This window comes from Koromonas soli (assembly GCF_059726265.1).
Genome location: NZ_AP040872.1, coordinates 3,914,756 through 3,936,576, shown reverse-complemented (window position 1 = coordinate 3,936,576; position 21,821 = coordinate 3,914,756). Strand labels below are relative to the sequence as shown.

Annotated in this window: 17 protein-coding genes; 9 read left to right on the top strand and 8 right to left on the bottom strand. The window is 57.8% G+C overall.

Annotated features, from left to right (window positions below; all coding sequences use genetic code 11):
- Positions 1 to 122: 122 nt before the first annotated feature.
- From AC6IY8_RS17155 to AC6IY8_RS17125, 7 genes are all read left to right on the top strand, one after another.
- The gene (locus AC6IY8_RS17155; protein WP_497775887.1) at positions 123 to 503 is read left to right on the top strand and encodes an RNA-binding S4 domain-containing protein; all 381 of its coding nucleotides are present in this window, start codon (positions 123 to 125) and stop codon (positions 501 to 503) included.
- Positions 504 to 652: 149 nt separating this feature from the next.
- Entirely contained in the window at positions 653 to 1,948 is a 1,296-nt protein-coding gene (locus AC6IY8_RS17150) for a metal-dependent hydrolase family protein (protein WP_497775885.1), read from the top strand.
- Between the two features lie 107 nt (positions 1,949 to 2,055).
- The gene (locus tag AC6IY8_RS17145) at positions 2,056 to 3,123 is read left to right on the top strand and encodes an isoaspartyl peptidase/L-asparaginase family protein (RefSeq protein ID WP_497775884.1); all 1,068 of its coding nucleotides are present in this window, start codon (positions 2,056 to 2,058) and stop codon (positions 3,121 to 3,123) included.
- A 43-nt stretch (positions 3,124 to 3,166) separates the two neighbouring features.
- Positions 3,167 to 4,873, top strand: a complete 1,707-nt coding sequence (locus AC6IY8_RS17140; protein ID WP_497775883.1) for a glycosyltransferase family 39 protein — start codon at positions 3,167 to 3,169, stop codon at positions 4,871 to 4,873.
- Between the two features lie 113 nt (positions 4,874 to 4,986).
- The gene (locus tag AC6IY8_RS17135) at positions 4,987 to 5,937 is read left to right on the top strand and encodes a GNAT family N-acetyltransferase (RefSeq protein ID WP_497775881.1); all 951 of its coding nucleotides are present in this window, start codon (positions 4,987 to 4,989) and stop codon (positions 5,935 to 5,937) included.
- A gap of 50 nt (positions 5,938 to 5,987) precedes the next feature.
- Complete coding sequence (locus AC6IY8_RS17130) at positions 5,988 to 6,824, top strand: sulfite exporter TauE/SafE family protein (protein WP_497775879.1); 837 nt, start codon at positions 5,988 to 5,990, stop codon at positions 6,822 to 6,824.
- A complete protein-coding gene (locus tag AC6IY8_RS17125; RefSeq protein WP_497775877.1) occupies positions 6,821 to 7,207 on the top strand; it encodes a DUF1634 domain-containing protein in 387 nt (128 codons plus the stop codon). Before AC6IY8_RS17130 ends, AC6IY8_RS17125 begins: the two co-directional genes overlap by 4 nt.
- A 3-nt stretch (positions 7,208 to 7,210) precedes the next feature.
- Here AC6IY8_RS17125 and AC6IY8_RS17120 read toward each other — a convergent pair whose 3' ends face one another.
- Together AC6IY8_RS17120 and AC6IY8_RS17115 are read right to left on the bottom strand one after the other, a co-directional pair.
- Positions 7,211 to 8,983 carry a hybrid sensor histidine kinase/response regulator gene (locus AC6IY8_RS17120; protein ID WP_497775875.1) on the bottom strand — a complete coding sequence of 591 codons (1,773 nt, stop codon included), beginning with the start codon at positions 8,981 to 8,983 and terminating at the stop codon, positions 7,211 to 7,213.
- 168 nt (positions 8,984 to 9,151) lie between these two features.
- Entirely contained in the window at positions 9,152 to 9,715 is a 564-nt protein-coding gene (locus AC6IY8_RS17115) for a hypothetical protein (RefSeq protein WP_497775873.1), read from the bottom strand.
- 223 nt (positions 9,716 to 9,938) lie between these two features.
- On the opposite strand from AC6IY8_RS17115, the gene lepA reads away from it, so the two are divergent.
- On the top strand, positions 9,939 to 11,753 hold the full coding sequence (gene lepA / locus AC6IY8_RS17110; RefSeq protein WP_497775872.1) for a translation elongation factor 4: 1,815 nt from the start codon (positions 9,939 to 9,941) through the stop codon (positions 11,751 to 11,753).
- A 425-nt stretch (positions 11,754 to 12,178) separates the two neighbouring features.
- Here the strand turns inward: lepA and AC6IY8_RS17105 are convergent, their stop codons facing one another.
- The 4 genes from AC6IY8_RS17105 to AC6IY8_RS17090 form a co-directional block, all read right to left on the bottom strand.
- The gene (locus AC6IY8_RS17105) at positions 12,179 to 12,826 is read right to left on the bottom strand and encodes an OmpH/Skp family outer membrane protein (RefSeq protein WP_497775871.1); all 648 of its coding nucleotides are present in this window, start codon (positions 12,824 to 12,826) and stop codon (positions 12,179 to 12,181) included.
- Positions 12,827 to 13,023: 197 nt separating this feature from the next.
- Positions 13,024 to 15,819, bottom strand: coding sequence for an outer membrane protein assembly factor BamA (gene bamA, locus AC6IY8_RS17100; RefSeq protein WP_497775870.1), 2,796 nt, complete (start codon positions 15,817 to 15,819; stop codon positions 13,024 to 13,026).
- Positions 15,820 to 16,016: 197 nt separating this feature from the next.
- Positions 16,017 to 18,107, bottom strand: a complete 2,091-nt coding sequence (locus AC6IY8_RS17095) for a molybdopterin-containing oxidoreductase family protein (RefSeq protein ID WP_497775868.1) — start codon at positions 18,105 to 18,107, stop codon at positions 16,017 to 16,019.
- Between the two features lie 55 nt (positions 18,108 to 18,162).
- A complete protein-coding gene (locus AC6IY8_RS17090; protein WP_497775866.1) occupies positions 18,163 to 19,026 on the bottom strand; it encodes an MBL fold metallo-hydrolase in 864 nt (287 codons plus the stop codon).
- A gap of 275 nt (positions 19,027 to 19,301) precedes the next feature.
- On the opposite strand from AC6IY8_RS17090, the gene AC6IY8_RS17085 reads away from it, so the two are divergent.
- Entirely contained in the window at positions 19,302 to 20,240 is a 939-nt protein-coding gene (locus AC6IY8_RS17085) for an alpha/beta fold hydrolase (protein WP_497775865.1), read from the top strand.
- Between the two features lie 57 nt (positions 20,241 to 20,297).
- Here AC6IY8_RS17085 and frr read toward each other — a convergent pair whose 3' ends face one another.
- Positions 20,298 to 20,885, bottom strand: a complete 588-nt coding sequence (gene frr / locus AC6IY8_RS17080; protein ID WP_497775862.1) for a ribosome recycling factor — start codon at positions 20,883 to 20,885, stop codon at positions 20,298 to 20,300.
- Positions 20,886 to 21,017: 132 nt separating this feature from the next.
- Positions 21,018 to 21,734, bottom strand: a complete 717-nt coding sequence (pyrH, locus tag AC6IY8_RS17075; protein WP_497775860.1) for a UMP kinase — start codon at positions 21,732 to 21,734, stop codon at positions 21,018 to 21,020.
- Between the last annotated feature and the right edge of the window lie 87 nt (positions 21,735 to 21,821).

Sequence of the window (21,821 nt, the reverse complement as noted above, 5' to 3'; positions counted from 1 at the left end):
ATAAATCTCTGCTACGCAATAGAGCACCCAAGGACGATGAACGCCCAAATCCGAACTCTCGGCAACGCTGCGCCGAACGGCACTGTGCTGCTCGACAAGTCGATCTGTAGGAGAATGAACGCATGACTTCTGTCCGCATCGACAAATGGCTCTGGGCCGCACGCTTCTTCAAAACCCGCTCGCTCGCCACGAAAGCCTGCGAACTTGGCCGAGTTCTGCTCAACACCCAGCAGGCCAAACCTGCGCGCGAGGTTCACGTCGGAGACAAACTAACGGTCACGAACGACGGCGGGACATTTCAAATTGAGGTGCTAGGGTTGAGCGATCTGCGCGGACCAGCACCGGTGGCACAGGCTCTTTATCGCGAATCGGAAGAAAGCATTGAGCAGCGCAAGAAAGCCGCAGCCGAGCGTCGCGCCCTTGCCGAATGGGAAATCCTTCCGCCAACTCGACCCTCCAAACGCGACCGCCGCCAGATTATAAAGTTCCGGGGAAGAGGCTAAGAAAAGAGGAAAAACGCGGGTGCCCCATTTCTGCCCTCTTTTGGCAGAAGTGGGTGAGCACACTGCCGATATAGCGACTCACGTTTCGCGGGTTACCCAGCCGACCCGACAGCACTAATGGCCGCTCCTCCCGTGCTACCATCTTGCGCATGTCACGCACGACCCTCTTCGCACGCGCAGCTCTGGTTCTGATCCTCACCTCTACGATCTTTGCACAGCAACCCACCAACGCTAAGCCCGAGGCAATTGTGCTGCATGCAGCGCACATGCTCGATGTAGAGCGTGGCACCCTCGTCTCTCCCGGCGAAGTGCTCATCCGGGGCAATCGCATCGCGGAAGCGGGTGCATCGGTCACACATCCCTCGGGCGTCAAGGTCATCGATCTCGGAGAGCTCACGCTGATGCCGGGGCTCATCGATGCGCACATTCATCTGTTTCTGCATCCTGGGGCCGAAGACCTGCAGACAGTCGTTGAGTCGGTGCCGGAGCGCACACTCATTGCGGCCTCAGCCGCGCGCGAAGACCTGATGGCCGGATTCACCGCCGAGCGCGATATGGGCACTGAAGGCGCGGGCTCGGCCGACTCCGCCGTGCGCAATGCCATCGACTCGGGACTGATCCCCGGACCGCGTCTGCGCGTCAGCGGCAACGCGATCGACATCCTCGGCGGACATGAAGACGCCATCCACTACAACCCCGCCGAACACATCTCTTCGAATGCCACCTACGCCAACAGCGCCGATGACCTCGTTCGCGTCATCCGCCAGCAGATCAAGGAAGGCGCCGACTTTATCAAGATTTACCAGACCGGGCGCGACCAGCTCGTCGATGGCCGTTTCACCACGCCATACCAGTACTCAGAGGCGCAGCTCGCCGCCGCCGTCGCTGAAACCGCTCGCATTGGGACCCGCGTTGGAGTGCACGCCACTGGAGAGCCCGGAACACTCTTTGCTGCGCGCGCCGGAGTCGCCTCGATCGATCATGCCGACCAACTCGGCGCAGAAACCATGCGGCTGATGCGCGAGAAACAGATCTACGCCGTGCCAACCTTTGCCATCTCCGAATACTTCGCTCTGCACGCCGACTCACCCGCCTCCGCGCAGCGTCGTCGCGCCATGTTCGATTATCACGTGGCGGAATTCAAAAAGCAGCTTGCCGCCGGAGTGCCCATGGTTGTCGGTTCCGACGTAGGCCCTTTTCCGCACGGCACCCAGGCCCGTGAATACGAATTGATGGTCCAGTTTGGTATGTCGGCGGCAGACACGCTTCGCGCCGGACTCATCAACGGCGCGCGCCTGCTCGGATGGCAGAACGACATAGGACAGCTCAAGCCCAACTTCTACGCCGACATCATCGCCGTGCCCGGCAATCCGCTGGCCGACATCTCTGTACTGAAGAATGTGCGCTTTGTGATGAAGAACGGCGTGGTTTACAAGCAGCCGTGAGGCAGGCGCGGCGATATGCATGGAAGCCCCTCAGCATTGCAGGAGAGTTGATTGCTCTCCAAAACTCAGTCTGCGGATTTACGAGCCGACGTTGTATAACTAACCGCATGAATTTCTTCGCTCGTCTCCTTCTCGTCAGCGGCATCGTTCTTTTGTGTGGCAGTCTGTTTGCGCAATCCGCGCCTGCTCCGCGCAAGTGGGCCATTGTGCTGCATGGAGGAGCGGGAGTAATTGAGCGCGCTTCGATGACCAAAGAAGCCGAAGCCAACTACCGCGCCGGAATCAAGCAGGCTCTCGATGCCGCCGCAGCCGTGCTCGACAAAGGTGGAGCGGCGCTGGATGCGGTGGAGGCGGCGATCAAGTTGCTCGAAGATAATCCGCTATTCAATGCAGGACGAGGAGCGGTCTTCGCGGCCGATGGCACGAACCAACTCGACTCGGCAATCATGGATGGAAAGACGATGAGCGCCGGGTCCGTGGCCGATGTGCAGCGCACACGTCATCCCATTTCGCTCGCACGGGCCGTGATGGAGCAGTCTCCACACGTCATGCTCATCGGCACGGGAGCGGATGCGTTTGCAGCCAACGTCCATATGGAGCAGGTGCCGCCATCGTTCTTTTTTACCGAACGCCGCTGGCAGCAATTGGTAAAGGAACTGACGAAGCAGGGACTGCCTGCTCCTCCGCGGCCCGAAGGCGCGCCTGCAGCCCCAGCAAAGCCGATCGCGGAATACGAATCTCCGGATGCGCATAAGTTCGGCACTGTAGGCGTGGTGGCGTTGGACCGGCAGGGCAATGTCGCTGCAGGAACCTCCACCGGGGGCACCACCGCAAAGCGCTGGAATCGCGTTGGCGACTCGCCCATCATTGGAGCGGGGACCTATGCTTCCAATCAGTCCTGCGCGGTTTCGGCCACGGGAACGGGCGAGTACTTTATTCGCCTGACTGTCGCCCGCACAATTTGTGCTCTAGTGCAGTACCAGGGAATGCCCTTGCAGGCCGCCGCCGATGAGGTGATTCAGAAACAACTCACGGCCATGCATGGGGATGGCGGAATCGTTGCTCTGACTCCCGATGGCCAGCTCGCATGGAGTTTCAACACGCCCGGCATGTTCCGCGCACGGCTAAAGGAAGGCGGGACAACGCAGATCAGCATCTACCGCGACGAGCCCTAAGCGCATAGGAGTACGAAGGCGGCTCTGCATTACACTGGTGTGCATGCAAGTCAACCAGAATCGCGTTCGCGAGCTGCTGTTGCTTACCGGACTGTGCGGCCTTTTCTTTTTCTTCCGCCTCTCCGGTTTCGGACTGCTTGGCCCCGACGAGCCTCGCTATGCGCAGATTGCGCGCGAGATGCTGGCCCGCCACGATTGGGTCACTCCCACGCTCTATGGACACACGTGGCTTGAAAAGCCAGTCCTGCTCTACTGGGGAGAGATGCTCTCCTACAGCGTGTTCGGAGTTGCGGACTGGGCGGCGCGAGTTCCCTCAGCCGTGGCCGCGACGCTGCTCGTGTTCGGAACATTTGTCGCGGTACGCCGCGTTCGCCACGAAGCACGGCTGGACGCAGCGCTCGCTGTCGCCTCTGCGGTTCTCGTTCTTGGATTTGCCCGGGCGGCAGCAACCGACATGCTGCTTGCTTCTCCCTTCTGCCTTTCGTTGCTTGCCTGGTATTGCTGGTATGACTCTGCAACAAGTTTGGGGGAGGAGCGCACCACAGCTCGCAGCTCGCGCTGGTGGCTGGTGGTGTTTTATGCATTCAACGCGCTCGCGATGCTTGCAAAGGGTCCCGTGGCTCCGGCTCTCGCCGCCTTTATCCTGATCGCATTCTGCGCGAGCCAGCGAAACTTGAAGTTGCTGTTTCGTTCGCTCGATCCGATTGGCATTGCGGTCTTCCTTTTGATTGCTGCGCCATGGTATGTGATGGTTCAGCTTCGCACGCCGGAGTTTTTCAACGTATTCTTCCTGAAAAACAATCTCGCGCGATTCGGCTCCAATCTCTATCGCCACAAGCAGCCGTTCTGGTACTACATCCCGGTGGCGTTGGTTGCCACCCTGCCCTGGGTGGTGTGGGTGTGTCATGGGCTTGCAGATGGCTTCCGTGCCATGCGCTTACGATTGCGCGGTGAACTGGAGATGTCCTCTGAGGACGAGTCCTCCTACAACTTCGAAGCGTTTCTGTTTCTCTGGGCGCTGATCCCCATTGCGTTCTTCTCGCTTTCCGGCTCGAAGCTTCCCGGCTACATTCTGCCGGCGATTCCTCCGCTGCTCATCCTGGCAGCCGTGGCGATTCATCGCGGGGCAGGGCGTGAAGAACAGCCTTGCCGCGTCGCAATCGTCATTCACGCAGCGCTGCTCGGCGTAATCGGTGCAGCTCTCTTCGTGGCGCCGCGAATGATGTACAAGATGCGCTCGACTCCAACCAGCACGATGGCTGCAGCCGTGGCTGGCGCAACGGTGTTTCTGCTGGTAGCAGTTCCGCTGCTCACCTCGGGATGGCGCATGTTGCGCTTTGTTACCCTGCTGCCGCTAATTCTTGCCGTCGGGTTCCTACTGCGCGGACTGGCCCCGACGGTCGATGCAACGCAATCTTCACGGCCAGTGGCAGAGTTGCTTGAGCACATGGAACAGCCCGGAGCGTTGCCGCTCACCACCTTCAACTTGAATCGCAACATGGCCTTTGGATTGTCGTTTTATCTCGACCGCCGGGTTGTGCCTTACGAGGGACTGGAGATCTCGCCCGCTGTTTATGAGCTTCCGGCCGCGATTCCGGCCACGGCGCACATACTTGTCACGCGCGAAGGCTCGATGACCCCGCTGAGTCTGTTGCTGCAGAATCGCCGCTTGCGCCTGATCGGCGCATACCGCCCGCAGCACATTGAGATTTATCAGGTGTCGCCGGCCGGGCAGGCTGAGGGTGACTGATGTTCGGGGAGCATACGTTGCGTCACCCCTCCAGCTACCTTCGTTTGCCTATTCGCTTTTCACATCCATTACACTAAACCGGACAGTTGACTAGCCCTGAGGCCCTACGCAGAGTGGAGATTCTCGACTTACGCCATTTCGCTTCGACGGACTTGCGCTTCCTGATGGATGAGGAAGTGGGTGTCTGGCGAAACACCCTGCACTGGGACTACCGTTCCTCGGCAGACATGATTCTGCGTTACGCGGATTCGCGCATTCTGCCTGGCTTTGCGGCGATCGAGCGCGGACGAGTGCATGGCTACTGCTTCTTCGTCTATGAAGGAGCCAAGGGCGTTATCGGCGACCTGTATGTCGAGGCTACCGATTCGACGCGCCAGCGCCGCCAGAGCATCGAGCTGGAACTTCTACGGCACTCCATTACCACCCTGCAACAGTCGCCCGGGCTGCATCGTGTAGAAGCACAACTGCTGATCCATCCCAGCGGGCAGCTTGCGGCGCCATTTCTGGAAGAGGGATTCCGGCGTTATCGCCGTCTGTTTTTGTCGCATCCCATCGAGCAAAACTACGTTGCGCCGGAACGCGAGCTGCCAGCCGACATCGAGATCCATCGCTGGACGGATTCTGATTACCAGCCAGCAGCCCACATCATTACCGCTGCCTACCGCGACCACGTGGATAGCGACGTCAACGACCAGTACCGCACGATCTCAGGCTCGCTACGATTTCTAAACAACATTGTTCGCTTCCCCGGCTGCGGAGTGTTTGACCCGACCTCATCCTTTGTGGCCTTTCACCGGCCCACGCACACGCGCATCGGACTGCTCCTCTGCTCGCGAGTGCGGCACGACGTGGCGCACATCACGCAGGTCTGCACACTGCCGGAATACCGAGGTCAAGGCATTGGTGAGCACCTGCTCCGCTATTGCTACGCCGATCTCACGTCGCGGCGATTCAGCGAGCTCTCGCTTACGGTCACTGAGGAGAATCGACGCGCGCACGCTCTTTACAGCCGGCTCGGATACCATCATGTGCACACCTTTGACGGATTCGTGTGGGAAGGCTGAACAGGTTTCTATTTAGCTCCGTTGCTGGTTTTGGAATCTAGTGAGTTGAGATGAACGTTCTTCACTTCACCATCTTCCTCGGCCTCGGCTCGTTTCTCGCGGGATTCCTCGGCGCGCTCACCGGCTTGGGAGGCGGCGTGGTCATCGTCCCTCTGCTTGCGCTGGTGTTCCACGTCGATATGCGTTACGCCATCGGAGCTTCGCTGGTTTCGGTGATCGCGACGTCCTCGGGAGCCGCTGCGGCGTATGTGCGTGAAGGCTTCAGCAACATGCGAATTGGGATGTTCCTGGAAATTGCGACCACGATTGGAGCCATCGTCGGAGCGTTCATCGCGACTCGTGTTTCGACGTCGACCATTGCCATCGTCTTCGGATTCGTTCTGCTCTACTCGGCATACCTTTCAATACGAACGCAGCCACCCCATCCCGTCGAAGAGCGGCAGGACGCACTCGCGCGGGCCTTGCATCTCGATGGCGACTACCCCACGCCACAGGGTAAGAAGCCCTACACGGTGCATCGCATCCCACTCGGCTTTGGGCTGATGTTTGGCGCGGGGACGCTCTCCGGCCTGCTTGGCATCGGCTCTGGCGCGGTGAAGGTGCTTGCGATGGATCAGGCCATGCGCATCCCCTTCAAGGTATCCACGACAACCAGCAATTTCATGATTGGCGTTACGGCCGCAGCCAGCGCCGGGCTCTATCTTGCGCGCGGCTACATCGATCCGGGCATTGCCATGCCGGTGGTGCTGGGAGCGCTCGCTGGATCCATGGCCGGAGCCAAGGTACTCGTGAAGGCGCGCACGAAATCGCTGCGACTGGTATTCAGCGCAGTGATTGTGGGGCTGGGGCTCGAGATGATCTTCAACGGTTTCACGGGGCGGCTATGAAGAATTCCGAGTGGGACGATCACCGCATGGAGGACGTCATAGGGCGCTTGCTGCGCGCCGGAGTCCTGCTCTCGGCCATGGTCGTACTCGTCGGCGGCGTCGTGTATCTCGTGCATCACGCGCAGGCCACCGCCGACTACAGGAACTTTCATGGTGAACTCTCCCCTTTGCGAAGCATCAGCGGAATTCTCCATGGCACCAGGGATCTGAGCGGCCGCGCCGTTATCCAGCTGGGAATGCTATTGCTGATTGCGACTCCGATCGCGCGCGTGGTTTTCTCGGCCGTGGCTTTCGCACGACAGCGCGATTACCTCTATGTAGGATTCACGCTTGCGGTGCTGGCCGTGCTGGCCTACAGCCTGCTCGGTGCAGGTTCACACTGAGCATCAGCCAATCGTGCGCTGATTTTTGCTGTCGAGTGTCTGCCGAATGCGCTGCAGCAGGATAGTGGGCTTGATGGGCTTTTCGATGGTGCTCGTTCCGTCCACTGGAACGGCAAAGGGCGCGTCGTCGGCATATCCCGTGACGAAGAGGATTTTGAGATTGGGCTTTATCTCCAAGAGCTTGGAGGCCAACTCACGCCCGCCCATCTCTGGCATCACCAGATCGGTCATGACCAGATCGATTTCCGGCAAGCGTCTCCCGCAGATTGCAAGCGCTTCCCGTCCATTTCGGGCTTCAATAACGTTGTAGCCGTTCTGGGCAAGAATGTAGCGGGTGACCATGCGCAACTCGTTTTCATCCTCGACCAGCAGAATGGTTTCATATCCGCGCACCGCAAGCTGATTGGTTTCTGAAGCGACCTCTACCGACGGCGCCGCTTGCGCCCAAGGGAAGTACAAGGAGAACGTTGCACCATGACCCGGCTGGGAATTCACCGCAATATATCCCTGACTCTGCTTGACGATGCCGTACACCATGGAGAGCCCCAGGCCAGTTCCCTTCCCTACTTCCTTGGTCGTGAAGAAAGGCTCGAAGATTCGTGCGCACGTTTCAGCATCCATCCCCATGCCCGAATCCCGCACAAGCAGATATACGTACTCTCCCGGTTGCACGTCCTGCACGTCGGGAATCGTATCGCTGTGCACTCTTCCGCTTTCGATCGTGAGTTCACCACCTTGCGGCATGGCGTCACGCGCATTGGAGGCAAGGTTCATCAACATCTGCTCGATCTGCACAGGGTCGGCGCGAACCGTGGCAGGCAGTTCACCAGTGCGAATCGTGACCCGAATATCCTCGCCGATAAAGCGCGGCAGCAGTTCGCCAAACTCGGCAACCGATGTGTTTAGATCAATGACGCTGAGTGAGAGGGGTTGATTGCGGCTGAAGGCCAACAACTGACGCACAAGCGAAGCCGCCCGCTCGCAGCTTTGCAGGATGTAATCAGCGTACTCGCGCCCGACTTTGTCCTGCTCGAGCCTCGCCTTGAGCAGCGAAGCATAGCTGATGATGACCCCGAGCAGATTGTTGAAGTCGTGCGCGATACCACCGGAAAAGCGTCCCACGGCTTCGAGTTTCTGCGCGTTCTGCAACTGTTGCTGCATGCGCTGGCGTTCGGTCACATCCATTACCGTCAACACGCAGCCGCAGTAAACATGCACCTGATCAAAAACCGGGGTACCCGAAACGATAGTTTGAATCTCGACCCGATCCGATGCGAGGAGTCGGAAATCATGCTGCTCGCTCGCTCCCGCACGCCAGCGTTGCAACTGCTCGCAAAACGCATCCTTGTCGAGTTCATGGATGAAATCCGAAAGATACATCCCCAGCAACTCGTTCTCGCCACGTTTTAATAGCTGCGCCATACGCGGGTTTACAAAGCCGATCCTGTCATCCTGCGTGAGCCTGCACACGCCTTCAGTTGCCGCCTGGACCAATCCGCGGTACTCGGCTTCGCTGGCGGTAAGCAACTGCTGCGCCAGGCGCATCTGCAACACCATTCTTCGTACCAGGAAGAACAGGAGGAGTGCGGTGATGATGACGAACAGAATCCCCTTCGATGTGACGAGGAACAAACGAAGGCGCGGATCGTTAATCTGGTTGACCATTACATCGGTGCCCCAGATCCAGACGACTGAAAATACCGCGTACAGAAGGGTGATCGTTCCCGGGGTTAATTCGAGTCGTCGAGCCGAGCCGTGATTTTGGTCAATTCCCATCAGCAAAGAGGAGAGAAGTGCATTGAGGATACGCGACAGCGATGAACCACGCCAATGCGGAATTACCTGATAGGGGTAAATAGTTTGAGAAAGGTGGGAAAGTTTGCGCGGGAGGAAAAGGACGTCCCCGGAGCATGCAGATGCGATGCTCCGGAGTAGCGCCGATCACTAGAACTTCAGGACCAGGCCGGTAGAAAAGCGCGCGTCATCCTGCCTGCTGCTGCGGAATCTCGTCTGCAAATCGTCAAGCTGGAATCGCCAGCTCACACGTGGGATGAGGTGATAGTCGATGCCGCCGCCAATGGCATTCGCAAAGCTGGTTTCCGAGTTGGACGCGAACGAAGTAGATTCGTGCAAGTGCGAGGCGCCGATCAGGATATGCGCAAACGGCCGAATCTTGCCCACGGAGAACGAGACGCGCGGCCCAAACAGGTAGCTTTGCACTCGCGTATCCGCATCGAAACGGCCGCCCTGAACTCCACCCGGGCCTGGTCCGATCGGCGCGGTCAGCGTGCCGTATTGTGCGCTCACGTCAGCCACCACGCCGACGAACGGCAGGAATTTTCCTTCGAGCGAGCCTTCCCACCCGTTGAGATTGCCACGGTTATCGAGTCCGGTATCCGCACGATTGTATGAATATCCAACGAACACGTTTCCAAAACTTGGTAATTGCGCAAATGCGGCGGTCGTCACCAGCATTAACGCGAGCATCATTGCAATACGTTTTGCCAAAGCAGCCTCCTTACAAGCTGTAAGAACCCGGAATTTCTCCTGAGGTTGTGAGCACAGCCCCACCCAAATCCACACCTTCCCATTATTGCAGCATAGGATCATAGACGCGGAGCAAGGCCAGACGGGGCGGCCTCAATCGACTCGCCGGGCAGATGATAGAATCGGAAAATAACACCAGCGTAGCCTCGCAAATCGTGCGGGCAATTGAGCTTCGAAAGCAAACATGGACCGCACTCTCATTCGAAATTTCGCGATCATCGCGCACATCGACCACGGTAAGACAACGCTTTCCGACCGCATGCTGGAGATTACCGGCTCGCTCAGCGCCCGCGAAATGGCCGGTCAGGAGCAGGTGCTCGATGCCATGGATCTGGAACGCGAGCGCGGCATCACCATCAAGGCTCACGCCGTTCGAATGATGTACACGGCCAAGGATGGCCAAACGTATCAGTTGAACCTGATCGACACACCCGGTCACGTCGATTTCTCCTACGAAGTGTCGCGCTCGCTCGCCTCCTGCGAAGGCGCGCTGCTGGTGGTCGATGCCACGCAGGGTGTCGAGGCACAAACGCTGGCCAATAGCTACATCGCGATCAACCACGGACTGGAAATCATACCCGTCATCAACAAGATCGACCTGCCCAGCTCCGACATCGAGCGTACAAAGGAAATGATCGAGAGCGCGGTAGGTCTCGATGCCTCCACGGCTCTGCCCATCAGCGCCAAGACCGGCTCAGGCGTGATCGAGGTTCTTGAGGCGATCGTGGAGCGCGTGCCTCCGCCAAAGGGAACCATCGATGCGCCGCTGCAGGCCCTCGTCTTCGATTCCTGGTTTGACAGCTATCGCGGGGTGGGCGTGCTGGCCAGGGTGGTCAATGGACGCCTTTACAAGGGACAAAAGATCGAGCTGATGGCCAAGGGCACTACATTCCTTGTGGACACGATGGGCGTGTTGACCCCGGTGCCAAAAGAGATCAACGAACTTACGGCAGGCGAAGTTGGATTTTTCTTTGCCACGATCAAGACCGTGGGCGATGTGAAGATCGGCGACACAATCACCGACGCCGACAAGCCCGCACTCGAAGCCATGCCCGGCTTTGAAGACATCAAAGCAATGGTGTTCGCAGGACTTTACACGGTGGACTCGCACGAGCATGGGCTGCTGCGCGATGCGCTCGAAAAGCTACGGCTGAATGACGCTTCGTTCTTCTTCGAGCCGGAAAGTTCGACCGCACTCGGCTTCGGATTCCGCTGCGGTTTTCTCGGCCTGCTCCACATGGAAATCATCCAGGAGCGGCTTGAGCGCGAATACAATCTTGACCTCATCGTTACCGCGCCAAGCGTGCGCTATTTCGTTACGCTTACCAGCGGCGAAACGATCGAGGTCGATAACCCCTCTCGCTGGCCCGACCCCACGCTGATTGACACTATCAAAGAGCCGATTATCACCGCCATGATCCTTACAGCAGAGGAGTATGTCGGCGGCATTCTAAAGCTGGTTGAAGAGAAGCGCGGCAAACAGAAGAACTTCGAGTATGTCGGCACCAGCCGCGTCATGCTCACCTATGAGCTTCCGCTCAACGAGATTGTGCTCGACTTCTATGACCGCCTCAAGACGGTGTCGCGCGGATACGCTTCGCTCGACTATCACCTCTCCGGCTATTGGGAATCGCCGATGGTGAAGCTCGACATACTTGTTGCGGGCGACCCGGTCGATGCTCTCTCCATCATTGTCCACCGCGATTACGCCTACGAACGCGGCAAAGCCCTCGTATCGAAAATGCGCGAGCTCATCCCACGCCAGCAGTTCGAAGTAGCTATCCAAGCCGCTATTGGAGCCAAGATCGTAGCTCGCGAAACCGTCGCGGCGCTTCGCAAAAATGTAATTGCCAAATGCTACGGCGGCGACATCTCGCGAAAGCGTAAGTTGCTGGAAAAGCAAAAAGAAGGCAAACGGCGCATGAAGCGAATTGGCAAAGTCGATATCCCGCAGGAAGCTTTCCTTGCCGTTTTGCGAGTCACCGGCGATCAGAGCTGAGGCATTGAGCTACAAGGGATTACGAGGGATTCGGGCAATCAGGAACACTGGATGACAATATTGGCAAGTATGGATGTGTGCAAAACGTCCAGATGCAACTTTTATTGAAACACCCGCTCCACACGTCAAGCAGTTTTTAAGAAATGAATTAAATCATTCATTTACAATGACATATAAGAGTTTATTGCTGTTCTCGGGCGCTAACTGCACATTAACGTGGTCGTAACAGAGAGTTTCTCCGCGATTGTTCACAAGTTTTCCACAGTTTCAGTTAACTCCGCCTGCAACACTCGACGGAATTTTTCACGTCCCCGAATCGCCGCATTAGAGGCGAACAGTTCCTGATCCGGGCTCATCGCGCCAATGAGAAGGGCCGCCTGCATTTCACAGGCGGCCTCTTTGAAGCTTCAGAAAACTGCTTTGGACTACTTCTTTGTAGGAGCAGCGGCCGGGGTCGGGGACTTCGCAGCCGGAGCGGCGCTCTTGGCAGCAGGCTTGGTCGGGGCAGGCACGCCGGACTGGGCGTTGTAGGCGTCCACGACGGCCTTGGTGATATCGACCGAGTTGGCGGCCCAGAGAACCGGGCTCGACTGGCCGGAGACGTCGAGGATCAGCGTGTAAGCGTTGTCCTTCGCATACTTGTCGAGGACTTCGACCATCTTCTGGCCGATGCGGTTTGCGATCTCGTTCTGCTGCGCTTGGATGTCGGTGTTGGCGTCTTCGTAGTTGCGCTGCAGAGTCTTCTTTTTGGCATCGATCTGCTTGAGAAGGTCGCTACGCGCTTCGTCGTTCAGCTTGTCTCCCTGGGTGTTGAACTTCTTCTGAAGTTCGTCCACTTCCTTATTCAGGTTCTCAAGCTCGGTGCGCTTCGGGTCGAACTTCTTCTGCAGCGATTCGAAATCGCGCTGGCCTTCGTTGGAGTTCACGATGGCGGCCTGAATATTCACAATTCCTACTTTGGCAACCGTAGGCGCGGTGGGAGCTGCAGGAGCTGCAGACTGGGCAAGGGCGGGAACGCTGAGTACGACGGCCAGCGCCATGGCCGGGAGCAAACGTGCAAAATTGCGATTCATGGAGATAAGCCTCAACTCCTCTAGGAGCTTACGGAGATTCCGCAGAAACCTTTCAGAAGGCGGGCGAGCCGCAACCGATCCAGCTCCAGCCCTGATGGATTCCTCTGACGGATGTTCCCGATTATAGGTTGTAGGAAATAGAGCGTCAAACAACTTCGCCCGCTCTGCCCTGTTTCCCTGTGAATTCACAAGATACGTTAAAACGTTGTGGCCACCGTGAAACGGAATGTCTTTCTCGGCTCACGCAGCCGGTACGTTGGATTGTAAGTTGCCAGCGCATTGCGGAAGGTGAAGTCGCCAGCCGCACCGGCCGGGAACATGTCTCGCGTGAGACGTTCCGCCTGGGGCGCCTGGGTATCCACTCGCAACGGGTTGTAGGCATAGAAGATCCGGAACGGGGCATTCACAATCGGCAGGATCACCTGGAGTTCCGCGCCGGTGGACATACGCAGCTGGTAATTGGTTCCGGCAAGCGGCTTCAGCTCCTTGTTGAACTGCAGGAACTGGGTTCCCTGGCAGATTGTGAAAGTAGGATCATAGCTCGGGCACCCGAACGGGGTCGCATTGAGCTGGTTGACCTGCTGTTCGCTCAAGCGCAACTGCGACTGACGAATCGCCATGTTCATGCCCGTGTCCGAGAACAGCGCGAACGTCACCGGTCCAACGATGGGAATGCGGTACTCCACATTGCCCACCCAGCTGGTATCGCCTCCCGGGAATACAAGGCGCGAGATCGGTATCGTCACCGTGGCCGCACCAACACGCGGGTTGTTCGGATCTTTCGGTACCGTGTTGCCGTCCGGGTTCGTCAATGCAACCGACGTCTGGTCCGAGATAAGCGCAATCGGGCCAGCCGCGCGAATATCAAAGCCGCGCAGATCGGTATCGCCGCCCTGGAAGTAGCGTTCGAACGGCGGTGCGGTCTTCCCCGCGTATCCGGTGATGAACGAGCCCTGCAGGCGGATGCCGAGAGTTTGCAATCCTTCCTTGCGCGGATGGATGCCCTTCATCGGAATGAACTGCTTGAATTCGCCGATCGGCCGGATGTCGGCTACATTGCCTCCGATGCCAGCGATGTCCATACCAATGAAGTAGCTGCGGCCACTATGCGGGCGCATCGGGTTGTCGATGGTGCTGCTGCTAAAGCTCGGCACCAGCTTGCTGGTCCGAATACCCTGCAAGGCGTTCGCGCCGCCCACACTGCGGTAGGCGAGGAACTCGAAGTAGAGTCGCGAGGCGTCGGTAAAGGTCGTGATGCTCGAGCTGTCAAATGAGTAGGTCAGGCCCACGCGCTTGAACGAGCGGTGCAGCGGATAGCTGGCCGAAACCGTGAAGCCGGTGCTCGACTGCGAATAGTTCTGCAGCGAGTTCAAATAGATATCCGGCAGGGTCGCCTTCTGGCCAGTAAGAATGCTGGCCTGTCGCGCCTGGTCATACTTGAAGTTGCGCGTGAACACCGTGAAGCCCAACTGAATTGGCTTGTCGAACAGGTAGGGTTCGGTGAAGCCGAACATAACGTCGCGCTGATAGGTTCCGAGCGATGCCGAAACCGAGAGCGTCTCGCCAAGGCCGAGAAAGTTGTTCGTCTCGTAATTGAGACCAACGAACGAACCCGAGAGGCCGCTGACGCCGCCATTCAAGCCGATGGAGTTCTTGCCTTTTTCCTTCACCTTCAGATTGATGTCCACCGTGCTCTCGGCAACATCCTGGTGAACTTCGGAATCCTGCTCCGGCTTCAGCGTTTCGAAGTAGTTCAACTGGTTCAAGCGCAGCAGGCTGACTTCCCACAGACGCGAGTTATAGACCTGTCCCTCTTCGAGTGCGAGTTCGCGGCGAATAACCTTGTCGCGGGTCGTGGTGTTTCCGGTGAATTCGATGCGGCGAACAAAGAACTGCTTGCCTTCATCGACGTCGATCTTCAATGTGATCGTTTTGTGTTCTTCGTCGATTTCGGGAGTAGGCACATTGGTCTCGTTGATATAGCCAAGAGATCCGTAGGCCTTGCGCAATTCTTCGAGTCCCTTGCCAACCTGGGTACGGTTGAACCAGTCGCCATCCTTGATCTTGAACAGGCGGCGGAGCGCAACGGTGTTGGTGATCGACTTGTTTCCGCTGAAAGTGATTTCCTTCAGCTTGTAGCGCTCGCCCTCTTCCACCGGAATTGTGATATCGACAGCCTTGCCATGGCGCGACTTGAACGGGAAGTACCACGCGATGCCGTTCACGTCACGAACCTTTGTTTTGGGATCTTCGACGATGGCCTTGAAGTAGCCCTTGTCCTGATAGGCGAAGCGCACGCGTTCGGCGTCTTCGCTCAACTTGGTGGCGTCGAAGGTGCGGGCGAACAGGTTTTCGAGAATAAGGCTGTGAGGAATGCCGACAGGTCGCGAGTTCCGCATGGCGGCGCGCAGGTAGCGCGTGGGAACCTTCTTGTTCCCCTCGAACTTGATGTTGCCTACCTTTACCTTAGGACCTTCTTTGATATTGAAGGTGATGCCGACGGCGGCGGGGGGAATCTGGCGGACTTCGGTGGTAATGGTGGCGAACTGGCGACCGTGCGCAGCAAGCAGTTCCTTCAGTACGACCTCCGCCTTTTTCACGCGGGTCGGGTCGAACTGGCTTTCCTGGCTGAGTCCGACTTTTCGTTCCTTGAACTTGTCGAGTACGTCGCTCTGCGAAACCGCGTTGAGACCGATGTACTTGATCTCGCGGATTGTCGGTTTTTCCTTCACATAGACGTGAATGATCCAGCCCTTGGGACTCTCTTCACGTTCGATGCGAAGGTCATCAAAGTATCCGGCATTCCACAGTGAGTTGAAGTCACGCTCCATGCCAGCCGCGTCATAGACATCTCCGGGGCGGGTAAACATGCGGGACTTGATGGTTTCGGCTGGGATGCGGCGATTGCCGTGGACACGGATGTCTTCGATGATGCCCTGCTGTGCCAATGCCATACCACCAAGCAGCATGAGCACCAGGCAGATGCGAAGCAATTGGAATAGCCCGCAAGCAACTGTGCGGTTCAGGCGAGGCGTGGCGCAATAATCAGTGCGAAGAATGGCGAGACCCTCATGCGTAAATCTTGGGCGCGGAAGGTCCAATTATACAGGTTCGGGTGCTCACAAAGCTATCCAGAGAAGGCGTACTCTTGCGACTTCTCTATCCTGCCTTGGCAAATCGGCGACGCGGCTTAAACCTTTTCCACCTCGACAAGCGCCGAGTAAAAGGTCGCAGACCGTCCGATATCGGTGAGCCGATCACTTGTCAACACATTGATGTTCTTGCCGCCGGGTGACGTACGAGCCCAATCGAGGTAGCTGGCCACAACGCCGGGAGGCACGCTGTCATCCACTCGCGCGCGCAACTGCACCTCCCCGCGGTCATTGTGAACGCGGAGGGTGTCGCCATCGGCAATGCTCCGGGCGGCGGCATCGACGGTATTCATCTGCAACTCGAATTGCCGCTCCATCTTCTGATGCCCCGGCAGATTACAGAAGGTCGAGTTGAGGAAGTTGTCGTGCTTGCGCGCCAGCAGTTCCAACGGATAGCGCTGCGCCTTATCGGTATGACGCGACTCGGTGGGAGCAGTGAATGTGGCGACAGGATCCAATCCTTCCCTCTCAAGTTCGGTGCTACATAATGCGACCCTGCCATTGGCCGTCGGAAATCCATTGGCAAAGGGGAGATAAGCGCCTTCGGTCCTCGGAACATTCAGAGGGATGGAGTGCTCGCGCTCCAGTCGCTCGCGCGTGATGCCCTCGACAAACTTCGATCCCGGCAAGCCGGCCTCGACTGCTAGCGCGTCGTCGATCATCTCCTCATCGGATGCGCGGAGGCATTCGCCTTCGACTCCCATGCGGGCTGCCAATCGCCGGAAGAGTTCCGAGTTACTGCAAGCCTCGCCAAGCGGCGCAATTGCCTGATCGGAGAGCTGGAGGTTGATGTGTCCGTAGGAGGTGACCAGATCCTTGTGCTCGAGGAAGGTCGTCGCCGGAAGCACGATGTCTGCGTAGTCGGTGGTATCGGTAAAGAACTGCTCGTGCACAACCGTGAACAAATCAGTACGCTTCAGGCCCTCGATCACCAGATTGTGATTCGGACACACAGCGGCAGGATTGCACGCATAGACGATCATCGCCTTCACCGGCGGATCGAGCTTCGCATCGGTGAGCACCATGCCGAGTTGATTCATGTTTAGCGTGCGCGCGGTGCGGCCAAGAGCCTTGATCATCAGGTCTTCGCGGCGAACCGCCTGCTTGTTGATGGCAAATGTGCCGGAGGTTGAAAGCGTTAGGCCTCCGCCAAGCTTCTTCCACGCGCCGATGATGGTCGGCAGCATCGCTACGGCCCGGACGGCCATGCCGCCGTTTTCGCTGCGCTGCACGCCGTAGTTCAGGCGAATGATTGCCGGGGTGGTCGTGGCATACTCGTGCGCCAACCGCTCAATGTCTTCTACGGCGAGGCCGGTGATTTCGGAAACGCGTGCGGTGGTGTATTCGGCAGCGCGAGTCTTCAGTTCTTCAAAGCCAGTCGTGTGCGCGTCGATGAACGCCTGATCATGCAGATTGTTGCTGATGATGTAATTCATCAAGCCCAACGCGAGTGCTACGTCGGTGCCGGGACGAATTGCGAGATGCCAGTCCGCAGCCTTTGCCGTACGCGTGCGGAACGGATCGATGACCACCAGCTTTGCGCCATTGCGGCGCGCTTCTTCGATAAACGGCCACAGGTGGATATTGGCTCCGTGGACGTTGGCTCCCCAGGCGATGATGTAGCGAGCGTAGCGGAAATCTTCGAGCGGCGGGCCGTACTTCGCGCCCAGCAATCCGGCGAGCGCCACGCCTCCCGCCTCCGAACAGATCGTGCGTTCAAGCTGCGACGCGCCGATGGCGTGGAAGAAACGACGGTCCATGCCGCTACCCTGTACCACTCCGAGCGTGCCGCCATAGGAGAACGGCAACACCGACTCCGGCCCGAACTCCTCTGCAGCAGCCTTCAGCTTCGCCGCAATCGTATCGAGAGCCTCGTCCCACGTGATGCGTTCGAAAGCCTGCGTGCCCGCCGTGCCCTTGGGGGCAACTCGCTTCATGGGATACAGCAGACGATCGGGCGAATAGACACGCTCAAGATACTTCGCTACTTTGCCGCAGAGGAACCCGCGCGTGACAGGATGATCGGGATTTCCCTCGATCTTTGTGGCGCGTCCATCCTCAACCGTAACGAGAACAGAGCAGGCATCGGGACAGTCGTGTGGGCAGGCAGCATGTACTACGCGGCTCATATGGAAATTATAGGCGCAACGCGGGCTTCACTCCAAAGCTGCTGGGCGCGCCTCCTTAAGCTGCGGGCTTACCCTTCTTCTCTTCTTCTATTTGCATCTCCTGCCGCGCTTCATCTACATACTTTCCGTGCTCGGGCATGGCGATACGTTCGAAGTTTCGTGCCAGCTCATCGAGTTTTTGAGGAATATCGGCGCCCGCCATGGGATGACCGTGTCCCGGAGCGAGCGTGTGAGGATGCAATGCCGCCAGTTCCTCGACCGACGCTTTGGCCGCAACCCAGTCGGGCGTGTAGTACGCGGGAGGCCCCGTCAACTCTGGCTTCTGCCGCGCAACTGAAATCAGTGACATCTGGTTTGCCGTGCAGAATGCATCGCCGACCAGCAACAATCGATCTTCTTCGCGGAACATTGAGATGTGCCCCACGGTATGCCCGGGCGTGTGAATCCACCGCCATCCCGGCAGCAGCGGTACGGAGTTATCCTCCGGCAGCGGACGAAGATGCTTGGAAACATCGATGGGTCCGCGCGGATAAAGAGGTGACAAGCGGGACATCAATCCTCCGCCAACTTTCGGGTCCGGTGAAGGATATTGCTCGCGGCCAGTAAGGAACGGATGTTCCAACGTATGCGCATACACGGGAATGCGCCACTCGCCTGCCAGATCTTCGCAGGCTCCTACGTGATCGAAGTGACCATGCGTGAGCACGATGGCGCGAGGCGGCTGTCCTGAGAATTTTTGCTTCACCCAATTGCGTATGTATATTGCTGAGTGGGGCAACCCGCAGTCCACCATTACCCAGCCGCCGTCGGATGCAGCAATGCCAAAGAGATTCACGAAAAGTATCTGCAACCCAACCACTCCAGGAGCCACGCCGTCCAGAGGGAGAACTTCGTTTTCCTGTATAGGAAGAGTCTCCATAGTGTCACCTCTTTTTCTTTAGAGGTTTACGATGCTGCGCATAACAAGGGTGTTGTGACGCATCACGCGCCGCTATGCGTCAGAAACGTACATGCAGCTAAATCGCGCTCGCGCTCCGGCGCATCAGACTAAACAGGACCATGCTGCAACGCAGTAAATAACGCGGCAGCCGCGGTGGCTGTTGCGGAACCCATGGTCTAACGGGGAGTAAACAGATGATTCGCAGTACCGCCTTGAGAAAAGCAAACAATAAGTTGAATCGGGCAGGAGGGGTAATGTTGTCAACCGCTGCCTTGCTGGGTGGAGCAGCAGCGGTTGTGCGCGGCAAGACCTCGGAGGCAGTACGCCAATCTCCACCTGAGGGAAAATTTATCAAAGTCGATGGTGTCACACTGCACTATATGGAGCGCGGCACAGGGCCCGCGCTCGTGCTACTTCATGGAAACGTCGTTATGGCGCAGGATTTCATGTTAAGCCCGCTGGTCGAGCTCGCTGCGAGACGGTACCGCGTCATCGCCTTCGATCGCCCAGGCTTTGGCTACAGCGATCGCCCTGAAGCGCGCGTGTGGACTCCGGCGGAACAGGCGGAGTTGTTTTTCCATGCGTTGCAGCAGATGGGAATCGAGCAGCCTTATGTGCTCGGGCACTCGTGGGGAGCTTTCGTTGCGCTCGAATTAGCGTTGCGCCATCCGGACTCTCTCGCCGGAGTGATCCTTGCGTCGGGATACTACTATCCAGGTGTGCGCCTCGACACGATTCCACCCGCAATTCTTTCGATCCCCGGACTCGGCAGCCTGCTGGGCAACACGGTTTCGCCACTTATTTCACGGGCGTTGTGGCCCTCGATGATGCGTGTGCTATTTGAGCCGGCACCGGTTCCGAACTGGTACGACGAGTTTCCTGTGTGGGTTGCGTTACGTCCCTCGCAGTTGCGCGCCGTAGCCGAAGAAGGAACGATGATGGTGCCCAGCGCTTTCGCGTTTCGCAATCGTCTGCAAAGCCTCGCCGTCCCTACGATGATCATCGCCGGAGACGGCGACAAAGTAGTGGACACAGTGAAGGAGTCGGTCCGCCTGCACAACGAAGTTCCTCAAACGCAACTACGCGTGATCAAGGGAGCGGGACACATGGTGCACCACACCGCACCGCAGCAGGTAATGGATGCCATCGACGCACTCGCGGAATCTTCTAGGTACGCCGCACACCAGCATTGACGCAAAGGAAAGCCCTCCGGTTCGCCGGAGGGCTTAGTGGTAAATTGCAAGCGAAGATCAGACCTGCATAACTTCCTTTTCCTTCACCTTGAACATCTCTTCCATCTTCTTGATCTCGTCGTCGGTGATCTTCTGCATCTGCTCAAGTGAGCCGCGCTCTTCGTCCTCGGAGATCTTCTTGTCCTTCATCGCCTTTTTGATCGCGTCGTTTCCGTCGCGGCGAATATTGCGGATCGCGGTGCGATGCTCTTCGAGAACCTTGTTCAGGTGCTTCACCATGTCTTTGCGGCGCTCTTCGGTAAGCGCAGGAATGGGAATACGAATCACCTTGCCATCGTTCTGCGGATTCAAGCCGAGATCCGAGCTGCGAATGGCCTTTTCAATCGCACCAACCAGGGACATATCCCAAGGCTGGATGGTGATGAGTTGCGGCTCGGGCGCGCTGATGTTTCCGACCTGATTCAGCGGCATCGGGGAGCCATAGGCATCCACATGAATGCCGTCGAGCAAATGCACACTCGCACGGCCGGTGCGCTGCGTTGCGAGTTCCTTGCGGAACGCCTCCACAGCCTTGTCCATGCGCGCCTTGAGCTGAGCGAAAGTATCTTTGAGGGCGGGCAGTGCCGCCATGCTGATCTGAGCCATAGGTGTACTCCGTACAAGCCTGCCGATTATAACCCGGTGAGTTCTTGCTGTGTACTATCACAACGTCTAACAGCTTCGTGAAACATCAAGAGCGAGCCGCCGCAGCGGCCCGCAGATTGCCAAAATACCAGATCAGGCGGTTACGATCGAGCCAACCTTCTCTCCCAGGCACACGCGACGAATGTTGCCATGCGTGTTCAGGTTGAAGATAAGGATTGGCAGATTGTTCTCGCGGCACAGGCTGATTGCAGTCGCATCCATCACGCGAAGACCGTGCTTCAACACGTCAGTAAAGCTGATGGCGTCGTACATCTTTGCTTCTTTGTTCTTGAAAGGATCGGAATCGTAGATGCCTTCGACCTTCGTGGCCTTCATGATCACTTCGGCCTTGATCTCCATCGCGCGCAGCGAAGCCGCCGTATCGGTAGAGAAATAAGGATTGCCGGTTCCGGCGCCGAAAATCACGACACGGCCCTTTTCGAGATGGCGAATAGCGCGGCGACGAATGAACGGCTCAGCAACCTGGTTCATTTCGATCGCGCTCATCACGCGCGTGTGCACGTCCTGCTTTTCAAGCGCATCCTGCAGAGCAAGCGAGTTGATCATCGTAGCGAGCATACCCATGTGATCGGCCGAGACACGATCCATGTCCTTCGCTTGATCTGCTACGCCGCGGAAAAAGTTTCCGCCGCCAACCACGAGTCCAATCTGCACTCCAAGCCGATGCACTTCGGCAACTTCAGCTGCGATTTCATGCACGCGGGTGTTATCGACTCCAAAGCCCTGGCCCGCTGCCAGTGCCTCTCCCGAGAGTTTCAATAGAATGCGTTTATAAATTGGGTCTGCCATGATTGTTTAACAGTGTAAACGATAGCCCGGCGGCTTTGCCCGGCAACCGAGAAAGAAGGATCGCGCGCGAGCACAAAAATGGGACGG

Bases quoted from the DNA above. Each gene is read 5' to 3' on its own strand.
- AC6IY8_RS17155 (WP_497775887.1), top strand. From the start codon at position 123: ATGACTTCTGTCCGCATCGACAAATGGCTCTGGGCCGCACGCTTCTTC.
- AC6IY8_RS17150 (WP_497775885.1), top strand. From the start codon at position 653: ATGTCACGCACGACCCTCTTCGCACGCGCAGCTCTGGTTCTGATCCTC.
- AC6IY8_RS17145 (WP_497775884.1), top strand. From the start codon at position 2,056: ATGAATTTCTTCGCTCGTCTCCTTCTCGTCAGCGGCATCGTTCTTTTG.
- AC6IY8_RS17140 (WP_497775883.1), top strand. From the start codon at position 3,167: ATGCAAGTCAACCAGAATCGCGTTCGCGAGCTGCTGTTGCTTACCGGA.
- AC6IY8_RS17130 (WP_497775879.1), top strand. From the start codon at position 5,988: ATGAACGTTCTTCACTTCACCATCTTCCTCGGCCTCGGCTCGTTTCTC.
- AC6IY8_RS17125 (WP_497775877.1), top strand. From the start codon at position 6,821: ATGAAGAATTCCGAGTGGGACGATCACCGCATGGAGGACGTCATAGGG.
- AC6IY8_RS17120 (WP_497775875.1), bottom strand. From the start codon at position 8,983: ATGGGAATTGACCAAAATCACGGCTCGGCTCGACGACTCGAATTAACC.
- lepA (WP_497775872.1), top strand. From the start codon at position 9,939: ATGGACCGCACTCTCATTCGAAATTTCGCGATCATCGCGCACATCGAC.
- AC6IY8_RS17105 (WP_497775871.1), bottom strand. From the start codon at position 12,826: ATGAATCGCAATTTTGCACGTTTGCTCCCGGCCATGGCGCTGGCCGTC.
- AC6IY8_RS17095 (WP_497775868.1), bottom strand. From the start codon at position 18,107: ATGAGCCGCGTAGTACATGCTGCCTGCCCACACGACTGTCCCGATGCC.
- AC6IY8_RS17090 (WP_497775866.1), bottom strand. From the start codon at position 19,026: ATGGAGACTCTTCCTATACAGGAAAACGAAGTTCTCCCTCTGGACGGC.
- AC6IY8_RS17085 (WP_497775865.1), top strand. From the start codon at position 19,302: ATGTTGTCAACCGCTGCCTTGCTGGGTGGAGCAGCAGCGGTTGTGCGC.
- frr (WP_497775862.1), bottom strand. From the start codon at position 20,885: ATGGCTCAGATCAGCATGGCGGCACTGCCCGCCCTCAAAGATACTTTC.
- pyrH (WP_497775860.1), bottom strand. From the start codon at position 21,734: ATGGCAGACCCAATTTATAAACGCATTCTATTGAAACTCTCGGGAGAG.